The sequence below is a fragment of the Algibacter sp. Ld11 genome (assembly GCF_045066735.1).
Lineage (GTDB): Bacteria > Bacteroidota > Bacteroidia > Flavobacteriales > Flavobacteriaceae > Algibacter.
This window is the reverse complement of record NZ_JBISHH010000026.1, coordinates 642,670-657,235: the sequence shown is the minus strand read 5'-3', so window position 1 is coordinate 657,235 and position 14,566 is coordinate 642,670. Positions and strand designations below refer to the sequence as shown.

10 protein-coding genes are annotated in these 14,566 nt (G+C 34.5%); all 10 read right to left on the bottom strand.

What is annotated here, in order from left to right:
- Window positions 1-28 precede the first annotated feature (28 nt).
- Entirely contained in the window at window positions 29-1,447 is a 1,419-nt protein-coding gene (locus ACJJV4_RS19235) for an MFS transporter (RefSeq protein WP_405297020.1), read from the bottom strand.
- A 322-nt stretch (window positions 1,448-1,769) separates the two neighbouring features.
- Window positions 1,770-2,435 carry a response regulator gene (locus tag ACJJV4_RS19230; RefSeq protein ID WP_405297019.1) on the bottom strand — a complete coding sequence of 222 codons (666 nt, stop codon included), beginning with the start codon at window positions 2,433-2,435 and terminating at the stop codon, window positions 1,770-1,772.
- Between the two features lie 204 nt (window positions 2,436-2,639).
- Window positions 2,640-4,460, bottom strand: a complete 1,821-nt coding sequence (locus ACJJV4_RS19225; protein WP_405297018.1) for an ATP-binding protein — start codon at window positions 4,458-4,460, stop codon at window positions 2,640-2,642.
- 13 nt (window positions 4,461-4,473) lie between these two features.
- Window positions 4,474-5,058: a DUF4202 domain-containing protein gene (locus ACJJV4_RS19220; RefSeq protein WP_405297017.1), complete on the bottom strand. Its 585-nt coding sequence runs from the start codon at window positions 5,056-5,058 to the stop codon at window positions 4,474-4,476.
- Between the two features lie 11 nt (window positions 5,059-5,069).
- On the bottom strand, window positions 5,070-5,447 hold the full coding sequence (nirD, locus tag ACJJV4_RS19215) for a nitrite reductase small subunit NirD (RefSeq protein ID WP_405297016.1): 378 nt from the start codon (window positions 5,445-5,447) through the stop codon (window positions 5,070-5,072).
- Window positions 5,448-5,482: 35 nt separating this feature from the next.
- Window positions 5,483-7,999, bottom strand: a complete 2,517-nt coding sequence (gene nirB / locus ACJJV4_RS19210) for a nitrite reductase large subunit NirB (protein ID WP_405297015.1) — start codon at window positions 7,997-7,999, stop codon at window positions 5,483-5,485.
- 159 nt (window positions 8,000-8,158) lie between these two features.
- Window positions 8,159-10,459 carry an FdhF/YdeP family oxidoreductase gene (locus ACJJV4_RS19205; protein WP_405297014.1) on the bottom strand — a complete coding sequence of 767 codons (2,301 nt, stop codon included), beginning with the start codon at window positions 10,457-10,459 and terminating at the stop codon, window positions 8,159-8,161.
- 197 nt (window positions 10,460-10,656) lie between these two features.
- Window positions 10,657-11,274, bottom strand: coding sequence for an NTP transferase domain-containing protein (locus ACJJV4_RS19200; protein WP_405297013.1), 618 nt, complete (start codon window positions 11,272-11,274; stop codon window positions 10,657-10,659).
- A gap of 12 nt (window positions 11,275-11,286) precedes the next feature.
- Window positions 11,287-12,315: an XdhC family protein gene (locus ACJJV4_RS19195; RefSeq protein ID WP_405297012.1), complete on the bottom strand. Its 1,029-nt coding sequence runs from the start codon at window positions 12,313-12,315 to the stop codon at window positions 11,287-11,289.
- Between the two features lie 14 nt (window positions 12,316-12,329).
- The gene (locus ACJJV4_RS19190) at window positions 12,330-14,549 is read right to left on the bottom strand and encodes a molybdopterin cofactor-binding domain-containing protein (RefSeq protein WP_405297011.1); all 2,220 of its coding nucleotides are present in this window, start codon (window positions 14,547-14,549) and stop codon (window positions 12,330-12,332) included.
- Window positions 14,550-14,566: the final 17 nt, after the last annotated feature.

Here is a 14,566-nt window from a genome sequence, read left to right as displayed (position 1 = left end):
TTAAAAATACCACAATAAAACTAGCTTTTTACTTCACTAGAATTAAGTTTTCTGGTTCTACTATAGATTCTTCCTTCGCTACCTTTTCATCTTCCGTTGAAAAACGTATCGTTAAAGAAACTACCGCAGTTAAAACCACAGTGACACCAATTATGAAATAGCCACTAGATACTGCGGTAGCTGATGCTGCTGATTGAGCGGCCTTTATAGCCTCTTCGCCTAAGCCTTGATTAGCGACTATGGCTGCTTTTTCGGCTACTGCCGATTGCGACTTTAAAAGCATTGCTGCTAAAAAAGCGCCTACATTACCTCCTGCTCCAACAATACCGGAAACAGAACCAATGGCCTTTTTATTTATAAATGGTACTACAGAAAAAGTTGCTCCTTCCGCCATTTGAACAGATAAACTAAACGAAATTAAAAATATAACACCTACTATAATACTAGTTGTTGTAGAGAATGTTATTAACATTAACCCTTGAATACTTAATATAAAAGCTAAGAATAGAACACGGCCACGTAAGCCTTTTAATTTACCGAACTTATCTCCAAAGAAGCCTCCTAATGTTCTTGCAAAAATGTTCATTAAAGCAAATGACAAAACTATATTTCCGGCCGTAACACGTTCTAACTGAAATGTATTTTGAAGATAATCGTCCATAGTTCCATAAACCGTTAGCTCAATTCCAAAACTAGCCGCATAAACAACAAATAAAATCCAAACACGATAATCTTTCAATACTTCTAAAAAGCCAATTTGATCTTTTTTAGTAGAAACCATTTCTCCTGAAGCTCTTAAATCTTTAAAGTTTCCGTTAAGAGTATCTTTAGTAAAGAAAAAGTATATAATACCCATACAAAAGCAAACTATACCAGCAATTATCATAGAATATCTCCAAGCATCAGCATCGGCTACACCAAAACTAACCACTGCAGCTGCTATTAAAGGCATACCTAAACGATTAGCTCCACCACCAAGGTTACCCCATCCGGCAGAAGTAGCATTAGCCGTTCCTACAATGTTAGGCGCATACATTAAAGATGTATGTACTTGTGTAATTACAAATGACGCTCCAATAAAACCAATAAACAGTCTACATACTAAAAACTGAGTTGGTGTTTGCACCAACCCACATAGTATTACAGGTATAGCACCTACCATTAACAACCATGTATAACAAAGTCTTGGTCCATACTTATCACATAATTTCCCTATTAATAAACGGGCAAAAACGGTTCCTGAAACTGCTAGAATAATTGAATTCCATTTTTGATCTGGCGTTAAACCTAAATCTTTTACCACATCGGGCATAAATGGAACAATACCAAACCATGCGAAGAAACACATAAAAAAGGATATTGATGTAATCCAAAAAGTACGTGTGGAAACGCTTTTAAAATCTAATAATCGAAGTGTTGTTGACTTTGCTTGTGCTAAATTTGCCATAATTTAAATTTTATACTTACAAAACTAAGTATAATTACTTAATTTATACGTAAAAAATATACGTATTTACAAATTTATGCTAGATTGTCAATTATAGAATAATCTTTTTAAGGATCTGATAAAATGATATTAAAATTTAACAAGAAACTTATATTATGATAATGAACAAAACTAAAAAACCTCCTAATTACATATAAATTAAATCTTTACACATAAAAAAAAGAGTCAATTAATATAAATTAAAAACAAAAAAAAGAGCTAAACTATTCGCGAAAAATAGTGTAACTCTAATATTTACAAGAAGAAAAATAAGTTATTATTTTTATTCCAATCCGAACTCCTTTGCTTTATTCGATAACTCCATTAAATTTTTAACTTCTAGTTTTTTCATTAGGTTAAAGCGATGTACCTCAGCCGTACGCTTACTAATATTTAGCTCGTCTGCAATGTCTTTATTATTTTTAAGTTGAAGTACCAAATTAAGTATTTGCTTTTCTCTTTTTGTAAGCTTAAACGGGTCTTCTATTGATTTTACTTTTGGTGCTACGGCAGTACTTGTATTACCATTAACAAAGTTGTTCATGATAATAGCCGATACATCTCCTGTAAAATATTTTCCACCAGAAGCTACTTTATTTAGAGCCTTTAAAAATTCTTCTTTACTAGCCCCTTTTAGTAAATAACCATCTGCTCCGGCCTGAATAGCTTGCAACACATATTCTTCGGAATCATGCATAGATAGAACAAGTGTACGGACATCGGCATATAACCTATTAACCTCTCTAACAGCATCAATACCATTCATTTCTGGCATACGAATATCTATAATTAACACATGCGGTTTATTAATTTTAATGACCTCTAAGGCTTCTTTTCCATTTGAAGCTTCATCTATTACAACAACACCAGACTGATCTTCTAAAAGCGCCTTTATTCCATCACGAACCAAAACATGATCGTCTGCCAATACAACATTAATAATATCCATATACAATATTTATAAGCACAAAAATAAGAATTTTTAAGTAAGACTACGTAATTTGAAATTGATTATTGATTTGCCTTTATGGGAAGAAATGCGATTTTGATTAAACGCTTATCCAAGTCATTCAACGAAACAGTAAATCAAATAATAAATACCCAAAATTAATTCCTGTTCAATACCTCAACACCCCGATATGACAAAAAAAAATCAATTAACCTTTAAGGGAATATTTAAAGTTACCCGAGTTCCTTTTCCTTCTTCGGAACTTAAAAACAACCGGCCATCGATATATTTTATACGTTCTTTCATAAATGTCATCCCCATACCTCCATCGGCATTTTTAAAGTTTTTTACATTTTGCGGATCAAAACCCTTTCCATTATCATCAATAACAATACTTAGTATATTTTTACTATGAGATAAAGACACTAGAATATGAGTAGAACTAGCGTATTTAATAGCGTTATTAATAGCTTCTTGAGTTATTCTATAAATATTTATTTCAACGAGAGAATCTAATCGCTCAGAAAAATCGGTTTTATTGAAAAACACAATATCCTTTCCGGTAAGCCTTGCTAACTCTTTTGTAAGCTTTGTAATAGCAGGTACAATACCGTGATCAGCAAGTTCTGGAGGCGTTAAATTAAACGTTGCCGTGCGCACTCCTTTTATAATATTGGTTGTTAACTCCTTTAGATGCTCAATTTTGGAAGCCGTTTTTTCAATATCATTAATATTTATACTTTCTAAATTATATTTTAAACCTGTAAGCATTTGCCCAATACCATCATGAACATCTTTAGCTATTCGGTTTTGTTCTTTTTCCTGATTTTCAATAATTTTACTAGAAATAATCTTTTGCTGACTAATCTCTTCTTGAAAATTCTTTTTATTTAGGCGTTCTATTTCTAGCTGTCCTGCTTTTCTTTCTGTTATTTCCGAGGCAATAATCAAAAGCTCTGTTTTTTCGTCGTTCGGACTAAATGGAATTATTGCCATCTCTAACCAAATCCCTTCACCTTCCTTAGTGGTTGCTTTAACCTCACCTTGCCAACCAGTTTTCTTGAATTTTGTAACTAAACTCTCAAAAGCCAATTTTTCACTCTCTACGGTAGACATAACGTTCCAAAACAACGCCGTGTCATTAAATCTAGAAAATTTAAAACGCCTAGAAAACTTATTACCAATATGAATAATTTGTCCGCTTGATAAAATACGTGCAAACAACAACGTTTCATCCATTGCTTGACTTAAAGCCCTAAGTTCTTTAATAGATTTTTCTTTAGCAAGGCTTAACTCATCAGCATCGAAGGCCATTTTTTTGGCATGCTTTTCAGCCTTTAGCAACTCTGCAAGCGTGGCACGAACCGATTTTGCTGTTGGCCAAAATATAAAGAGTAACTCTCCTAATAAAATAACTAAAGTTAAAACCATTAAGAGCGTCTCTAGTTTGCCAAGCCAACGTACTTTCTGGTCTGCTTCCAAGCTGTACTGATTCACTATTTGATCCATTATTAACAAGAAATCGCCCTCATTATCTCTAACCAAATTAACGTCCTCAGCTATATTCGCAGGCAACAAACTATCACGAGTTTCAACACTAGCAATAATACGTCCTGCAGCGTTTTCTATAATTTTAAAAACACCATTTAAATTCTCGAATTTTCTAGAAATCTCTTTACTGTTTTCTGCTGGCAAACCAAGCGCTGCATCTCCCTTTTGCAAGGCATTATGAGATAATTGCCAAAGCGATAATGTTTGTTTTAAACGATTTTTTATAACAAGACTTGCCTCTGGAGATTTTGAAGTAGCAAGCAATAAAATTTCTTTAGTAAGTTTTTGGCTTAGCATACGTTGCCTACCTGCAACATTAATAACTGTAGAATCACTTTGTTGCGCCTTTAAATGTTGGCGAACAGATAAATTACTAACAATAACAGATAAAGCAATAGTACTTAAAGCAATAATATATAAACGACTCAATTTACCAAACGTGCGTTGATCTAAAGAGTTGCCGTTTTTTGTCATATTACATAAATTTTTAAGAAATAGCTTGTTTTACTAAAGCCAAACTCTTTTCGGAAAATTTAATTTTCAATGCCTCGGCATGACCTTCATCCGACATTTTTTTCCAAGTTTTTTGTAGAATATCAATTATTTTTTCATCGCTATGTTTAGCAGCAAACTCATCAAAATAAAAATCTAGAAAGACTAGGCAAATGACATCTTCAATAGTCTGTGATTCTTTATTTTTTTTAATTAGTTTTTTAAGAACAATAGCTTTAACTCGGTCTATAAATTCATCATTATAACCAACTTCAGCTAAAATATCAGCTGTTAACTCAGCATGCATTTGTTTTAAATCTTGACGCCATTTTAAATAGCCTACGCGATCCATTGGGTATTCATTTCTTGCTATTTTCCAACGGCAAATATGTTGTGCTCTCGCCGCTATTTGCAAGGCTTTCGACGCATTTGGGTCGAACTGCAACAAGGTTCTGCTCATACGTTGAGAATACAATAACTCCTTAGGGTATTCCATACCCGAAACCGAATACGTATTTATATCTTCAGCATTTTTTTTATCAATTAAGGCAATTGCAGTTTCGAATCTTGTGGGCTTCATGGCTTCATTTTTTAATCTGAAAAGCCAATATACACATTTTCTCCATCAATTTTAACAGGATAAGTAGCAATAGCATCCAAATCTCCATTTAAGTTTTCTCCATTTTCTAAAGAGAATGTTTTTTTGTGAAGTGGACAAGCAACTTTCGGAGCTCCCTTGTCATCACCTATCATACCTCTACTCAATACCATTTCCATTTTGTGAGGACACAAGTTCTGACATGCATACCAGGTGTTTGTTCGTGCAAAATTAAAAACCGCAATTTGCTTGTCTTTATATTTTACACAAGCTCCTCCATCTTTTGGAAAATCATTTATTGATGCTGCTTTAAACCAAACCGTTACATCTTTTAACTTAGTTGCCTTATATTTATCTAGAATTTCTTCCATCTTTTATTTTGCTTTAAAATTTTAGTACTATTAAATTAGTTCCATTGTTCTGGCATTTTTTGATCTCTTAAAGGAACAAAAACTAAGTTATCATCCTCTTCTTCACTATTTACAAAGTGATTAAAACGTTTCATCATTTCTGGATCGTTAACAGCTTGTGTCCACTCGCATTCAAACTTGTTAACTAAAGTTTGCATTTCTTCATCTAAATCGGCAGCAATACCTAATTTATCTTCAATAATAACTTCTCTTAAATACTCAATACCGCCTTCTAAACGATCTTGCCATGCAGCCGTACGTTGTAAAGGTTTTGCTGTGCGCATGTAGAACATTAAGTATCTATCTATATATTTTATTACGGTTTCATTATCAATTTGCTCTGCAAACAACTCAGCGTGACGCGGTGTAGCACCTCCATTTCCTCCAAGGTAAAGGTTCCAACCACCTTCTACAGCAATTAAACCAAAATCTTTTCCTCGTGCTTCAGCGCATTCACGAATACATCCTGAAACACCACCCTTAATTTTGTGCGGCGCACGAATACCTCTATATCTATTCTCTAGTTCGATACCAAAACTCACACTTTCATCCATTCCGTAACGACACCATGTAGAACCTACACATGTTTTTACAGTACGTAAAGATTTACCGTATGCATGACCACTCTCAAAACCATGAGCAATTAATTCTTTCCATATTAAAGGAAGCTGATTTAAAGTTGCACCAAATAAATCGATACGAACACCACCAGTAACCTTTGTATATAAATCATATTTTTTAGCAATTTGCCCAAGAGCAATTAATTTATCTGGTGTAATTTCTCCACCAGGAACACGAGGCACAACAGAATAGGTACCGTTTCGTTGAATATTTGCTAAGAATCTATCGTTAGAATCTTGGATTGCATATTCTTTATTAGCAGTATCTGCGTTTATACTTGCCATTAATGAAGCCACTAAAGGTTTGCATAATTCGCAACCGTGACCACCAGTACCGTGATTATCTAAAACCTCGTTAAAAGTTGTATAACCTTTTACTTGTATAATTTTGTATAAATCTTGCCTATCTAATTCAAAATGCTCACAAACTCCAGCTTTTACTGTTATTCCTAAAGACTTAAGTGTGGCGTTAGTTAAATCTGCAACCATTGGTTTACAACCACCACAGCCGGTTCCTGCTTTCGTACAGCTAACTACACCAGAGACGTCTGTTGCTTCTCCACTTTCGATAGCACCACATATTTGTCCTTTTGTAACACTCTCACAAGAACAAATTTGAGCTTCATCTGGCAAATCCATAACATCTCCAAAAGAAGTACCACCATCACTAGCAGGTAAAATTAATTGCGCAGGATCCTCAGGAATTTTCATCCCGTTTAAATAAATCTGATGTAACATACTGTAATCGGCTGCATCACCAACTAGAATTCCTCCTAGAAGCGATTTCCCATCAAGACTTACATTAATTCTTTTATATAAATGTTGTGTTTTATTTTCAAAAATTATAGAGTGGCCTTTAGCAGCTGGCATAAACGGCTCTCCAAAACTTGCTACATCTACACCAATTAATTTTAATTTGGTAGACATATCTATTTCAGCTGGCATTAAACTATCTGCCTTACCTAAAATTTGATCTGCAGCAACACCAGCCATATCATAACCAGGAGCGACTAAACCATAAATCATTTGATTGTATAATGCAATTTCACCGATAGCATAAATATTCTTGTCTGATGTTTGCATTTTATTATCAACTACAATACCACCTCGAACACCAACTTCTAAACCAGAATTTTTTCCTAATTCATCTCTAGGTCTAATACCAGCTGAAACCACAAGCATATCAACTTCTAACATATCATCTTCACCAAACTCCATTCCTGTAATATGGTCATCACCTAGAATTTGATTGGTTGCTTTACTTAGATGAATGTTTAAACCAATAGACTCTAATTTTAATTGTAATACTTGACTACTTCTAGAATCTAGTTGTCTTGGCATTAACTTAGGAGCGAACTCTACAATATGAGGTTCTAAACCCATATCCATAACCGCTTTACCAGCTTCTAAACCTAATAAACCACCTCCAAGAACCGCAGCTCTAGCATTTGGTTTTTCAGCTTTAAGCTTAGCAGCATATGCTAACATACCTTCTAAATCTTCAATAGTTCTATAAACAAAAACACCTTCCTTTTCAACACCTTTAATTGGTGGCACAAAAGGCGAAGACCCCGTTGCAAGAACCAAGTAATCATAAGAAAACTCACGATCTTTAGCAGTAGTTATCGTTTTTGATGTTCTATTAATATCTGCAACACGCTCTCCAGTGATTAATTCTATACCATTTTCTGAATACCATTCGGCTGGTGCCATTTCTAAAGCTTTAGCATCTTGGTTTTCAAAAAACTCGCTTAAATGTACACGATCGTACGCTGGACGAGGTTCTTCACCAAAAACGATTACTTTAAATGATTCATTTCCAGACTGTGCCACAAATTTTTCACAAAATTTATAACCAACCATTCCATTCCCAACAACTATGATATTTTTCATAAACTACGTATTTAATACAAAACTAAGTAATTTTACTTAATTTTAATACTTAATATCATAGTTTTTTACGTAAACCCTAAATAATTACATATTTCCTAAATTGACAATAGTTTAATTAAGTATTAGTCAAAAAAAGGATTGTGAATTATGAAAATATTATCATTTAACAGATGCTTCTACAGTAATAACAACGCTTTTAGATGCAGGAGTCTTAGCTGTGTGCGCAAAACTGTCTAAGGGAACAAGAACATTTGTTTCTGGAAAATACGTTGCACAGCAGTTTTTAGGAATATCGTAAGCAACCACTTTAAAATTATCTGCATGGCGCTCAACATCATTAAATTTAGATTTTAAATTTACAACCTGATATTCTTTTAGCCCTCTAGAAATCATATCTTCACGATTCATAAAAATAATACGACGCTCATTAAAAACACCACGATATCGATCATCTAATCCATAAATAGTGGTATTAAATTGATCGTGACTACGTATTGTCATCATAATAAGCTCATCATTTTTCAACTTCCAAACAGGTAACTTATTAACCGAAAAATTAGCTTTTCCCGTTTTTGTATTAAATTTTCTAATACGAGCACCATTTGGTAAATAAAAGCCCGATGGATTTTTTAAGCGTACGTTAAAATCTTCGAAACCAGAAACAACTTCGGCAATATCATCACGAACAAGTTTATAATCATCTTTATACGATAGCCATTTCACTTTAGTTTTACTTTTTAAAGTGGCATGCGCCACACCACAAACTACAGCGACTTCACTCAATAAATCATCAGAGCATGGTTCTAAAACACCTTTGGTAGATGAGACTACACCCATTGAGTTCTCAACACTTTGCACCTGCTCTCCTGTTTTTTGATAATCCTTTTCAGTACGTCCCAAACATGGTAAAATCAAAGCCTCTTTACCTGTAACCAAATGCGAACGATTTAACTTTGTACTTACATGTACCGTTAAATTACAATTAGCCAAACCTTGTGCAGAATATGCCGTATCTGGTACAGCCGAAATAAAATTACCTCCTAAACCAAAAAACACCTTTACTTTTTTCTCATACATGGCTTTAATGGTTTCAATTACAGAAAAACCATGCTTTGCACTTGGCTTAAAACCATATTTACCCTCAATTTTATCTAGAAAAGCTTGAGGTGCCGCTTCCCATATACCAACTGTTCTATCGCCTTGCACGTTAGAATGCCCACGAACAGGACAAGTTCCAGCACCTTCCTTTCCAATGCTGCCTTTTAATAAGAGTAAATTAACAAGTTCCCGAATATTATCGACCGCATTTTCGTGCTGCGTTAATCCCATAGCCCAACACACAATAATTTTTTCATTATTTAAAATTAAATCAAAAGTTTGATTAAATATCTCTAATGAAACACCCGAGGCTTTAAGACACTCGTTAAAACTGTAGGTTTTTAAATCCTGTATAAACGTATTGTAATCACTAGTATATTCTTCTATAAATTTTTTATCAAAAACATGACCTAGTTCCTCTTCTTTCTCTAATAATTTTAGAAGAATAGCCTTTATAAAAGCTACATCACCATTTATAGTTATTGGGACAAATACATCGGCCAATTTTGTTCCTCCAGTTAATAATTTTATAGGGTTTTGTGGATCTGTGAACTTAATTAAACCGGCTTCTGGCAAAGGATTAATCGCTATTATTTTCCCTCCATTCTTTTTAGTTTTTTCTAATGCAGATAACATCCTTGGATGATTGGTAGCCGGGTTTTGCCCAATGACCATAACCACTTCTGCCTTGTATAAATCGTCTAATTTAACAGAACCTTTACCAATTCCTAAAGTTTCGGTAAGTGCACTCCCACTAGCTTCATGACACATATTTGAGCAATCGGGCAAATTGGATGTTCCAAATTCTCTGACAAATAATTGATATAAAAATGCAGCCTCATTGGTCGTTCTACCAGAGGTATAAAATGCAGCCTCATCTGGATTATTAAGGGCATTTAAATGGCTACCTACTTTTTGAAAAGCAGCTTCCCAAGAAATACGCTGATAATGCGTAGCGCCTTCAGGTAAAAACATTGGTTCTGCTAAACGGCCCGATTTTCCAATTTCGAAATCAGTAAAACTTGCCAATTCATCTACAGAATATTTGGAAAAAAAATCTCTATTTATAGTTTTATTTTGAGCCTCTTCTGCTATAGCTTTCATTCCATTTTCACAATACTCACCAAGCGCAGAACGCTCATCATCTGGATCTGGCCAAGCACACCCCGGGCAATCAAACCCTCCTTTTTGGTTCATTTTTAAAGACAGACGCAAGGCATCTGTAGCTTTCATATATTTATTAGCATGTCCTAAAGCCACTTTTAAAGCTCCAAAACCTACCGTGTTTTTTGGTGGAGCTTCGGTTTTTAAATTTGTAAAACCTTCTGGTGTTTTCGCTTTATTAATAGCTGATTTACTCATAAACAATAATGATTTTTATTTGAACCTATAAAATTACAATTTCATGTAAAATTTAATCAATTTGAAATAGAAATATTTCATAGATGGAATATGATTAAATAAAACATAAGACGCAAAAATATCTCTATTTATAATGTAATTTATATTCTATTTTGTCCAAATAGTAATCTAAACGGCTCTTTTAGTAAGTGTATAGATTACTTTTTAAAATATTCTTTAATTAAATAATTATAATCTGATTTCGAATCTATATCTAAATTTTCGGATAATGGTTTTAAAACTTCAATAGATTCACTGTACCGCTTCAAAAGATGTTTAGCGCCATCATCAGTCTCTAAAATCATTAATTCTTTAAAATAATTTTTATCAAAAATGACAGGAACTCCGTTTTTACCTTCCTTGTAAGATGTTGCTATAATTTGCTTATTATTCAAAATAAATTTTCTTGATAATTGTTTTAAATGCGAAGAATCGATAAATGGCTGATCGGCTAAAACAATCATAACAGCATCGACCTCAGGGCTGTTTTTATTGACATATTCAACAGCACAAGCAATGGATTTCCCTAAGCCAACTTCCCAAAACAGATTATTTAAAATAGTAATTGGATAGTTTGAAATTTTAGTCTTAACAAGTTCAAAATTAGCACCAAGCACAACTATAACCTCGTCCGAATCTAGTTGTAAAACTGTATTAATTGTGTGCTCAAGTAAAGTTGATTTCCCCCAATTGAGCAATTGCTTTGGCTCTCCCATTCTTTTGGAGGCACCAGCTGCTAATACAACGGTAACCATACTATGGCTTTTATTTTTCATAAAAAAATCGAACTATTCTTCCGCATGAATTCTTCCTGATTTTCTACTTAAAGACTTAGGATTCTTATTACGAACAATGGCTAAAATTTCTGAAATAATAGAAACGGCAATTTCTTGAGGTGTTTCTGCTCCTATATCTAATCCAGCAGGTCCATGAATACAATCCAAAAAAACCTCTGAAACATCTGAACAATATTCTACAAACTGATTTAACAAATCTTCTCTTCGGCGAGATGGCCCCAATAAACCGATATATGCAGGGTTTGTAGCTTGCAAAGCAACCAAATACCTCAAATCACTAGCGAAATTATGAGTCATTAAAACTACTGCTGTTTGCTGATCTATTCTAGCTACATCCATATCTTCTAGAGAAACAGCTTTAAACATTTTAGCTCCAGGAAAATTACTTAATGATCTTGAATCTGATATACCTGAAATTATTTCAACATCCCAACCCGTAAAAGCAGCGTATTTACATAGCTGCACGGCATCGTGCTCACCTCCAATAATTAAAAGTTTAAATCTTGGCGTCATAGATTGACTAAATATAGTAAGGGATTCCGAATTTGTTACATATTCAAAATCCTTATGTATAGCAAAAACTTCTCTGCTTTCAAACTTTACCAATGAACCCACCCCCGTAAAAATGCCTTCTGATTTATTATAAAAAGATTGTATTTCAAAAGAATCTCTTTGCTCAACACATTCAAAAAAACGTTCTACGAACGTACTGGAAAACAGAATAGGCTCTATTAAAATATACAAAACACCTTCACAGCCCAACCGATATCTACCATCGTAAGTCATCATCTTAGATTGTCCTGTTTGAAAAACTAAAGCAGATTGTCTAAGTATTTCTTTCTCAACACAACCACCACTAACCGCACCAGTCATATTACCATGTTCATCAATAAGCATTCTTACACCTGGCCTACGATATGACGATCCATCTAGAGCAACCACCGATGCCAAAACAGATTTTAAATGCTGCTTTTCCAATTCGATGGCCTGATGTACAATATCTATAAACTCATGCGTCATAAAACAAGTTGATTTTAACCTAGTATTTTATCGTTAGGCTCTAAATTATTTATAAAAGGTTGTTTTCTTACTCTTTTTCCTGTTGCTGCGTAAATAGCATTTGCAACAGCAGCTCCCACAGGTGGTAATGTAGGTTCGCCTAGCCCTGTTGGAGCAATATCGCTTTCTACAAAATAAGCCTCAACCTTTGGAGTTTCTAACATTCTTATCATTTGGTAAGTATTAAAATTATTAGACTGTGGCACTCCATCTACAAACTTAAAATCGGCATACATGGCATGCCCAATTCCATCTAAAACACCTCCTTTGATTTGATTTAACGCACCTAGCGGATTAACAACAATACCACAATCTATGGCGCAGGTAACTTTTAGTACTTTTGGAACGCCATTTTCCATAGTAATATCGGCAACTTCTGCTACATGTGTATTGTGACAGTAATATACCGAAAGCCCTTGGTAGACCCCTGTTTCACTTTTACCCCAATTAGATTTTTCTACAACCAATTGCAAAACACCTTGCAAGCGTTCTGGACTATATTCAATATTAGCATCTGGATTCTTTTTAACATTATCGAGTAAATCCATATGCAATTTAACACGATCTACACCTAATTCTTCTGCCAACTCATCAAAGAAACTTTGTTCTGCACTTGCTAAGAAGTTAGTATATGGCGCGCGCCAAGCACCTGTGGTGATATTACTTTTATAATTTGCTGTATCGACCTGATAATTTTTTATAGCGCCAGCAGGAAAAAAATTAGGTATCAATCCATACATATTACTATTTACACAAGCTTCTTTTAAATGATAACCTGTTATTTTTCCATCTTTAAGCGATGCTGAAATTTTATACTTTACCGAAGGCCGATACACACCGGTTGTCATGTCATCTTCTCGAGAAGACACCATTTTAATCGGTTTTTTTAAGGCATTCGAAATCTCTGCAGCTTCATAAACAAAATCGCCGTATAAGCGTCTACCAAATCCGCCACCCATTCGAGTCATTTCTACATGAACGTCCGCAAGATCACGCCCCAATAAATCGGCTACAACTTTAGCTGCAGATTCTGGTGTTTGCACTGGCCCAACCAAGTGCACTTTATCAGAAGTAACATTGGCGAAAAAATTCATGGGTTCCATGCAATTATGTGGTAAAAAAGGTGCTTCATAAATACGCTCTACAACTTTATCCGCTTTAGCAAAAGCTTGTTTTACGTTGCCATCTTTTCGTCTTGTTTTAAAATCGTTGCTATCCAACAAAGCTAATAATGCCTTATCATGTGTTTCAGTACTTTCTAGAATTGTTTCTGTTTTCCAGGTTGCTTTAATGGCTTTTTTACCCTTCATCGCATCCCATGTTGTTTTTGCAATAACCACTACTTTATCAGTTGTGCTCATCTGCACAGACCAATCATTTTTACCACTATCTTTATAAGCTCTTAGCTTATCTCCAATTGTAATAACATCAATGACGCCCGGTAAGGCTTTCGCTTCAGAAGCATCGAAAGATTCTAAAAACTGGCCGAAAGCGGGCGGTCTTAAAACGCTAGCATATAGCATACCCTCCTCTTTATAATCAATTCCGAAGAGAGGTTTTCCTGTGATTATATTATCGATATCTACATTGCTTTTACCCTGCCCTATGATTGTAAAATCTTTAGGGTCTTTTAAAACCACATCTGTTGGGATATCTAACTTCGCCGCATCTAAAACCACATCACCATACCCTAAAGTTTCTCCTTTAGTATTTGTAATAATTCCATTCTTAGCGGTACATACCGATGGTTCCACTTGCCAACGTGCAGCAGCAGCATTAATAAGCATTTGCTTTGCGGTTGCTCCTGTTTGTCTTAAAGGCTCCCAACTAAAACGTATAGATTGGCTACCGCCAGCTACTTGCCTTGTATAATTTACGGTATCTAAAGGTGCCTGAACAACTAACACATCGTCCCAAAGTACATCCAACTCTTCTGCAATAAGCATAGGCATAGAAGTTTTTACACCTTGACCAATCTCGGGGTTTGGAGCAAATATGGTCACTTTACCTTCTTCTGAAATTTTAATGAAGGCATTAAAATCCTTATAATTTAGCGCCGTTAAATCTACAGGAAGTTTTGCATCGGGTTTACATGCATTAAATAAATTAAAACCTATTATCATACCACCACTCGCTAGAGCCGATGATTTTAAGAAGGATCTTCTACTAAATGTTGTTTTTTTTGAAGTTGCCATTTTTTATATAAAGGTTT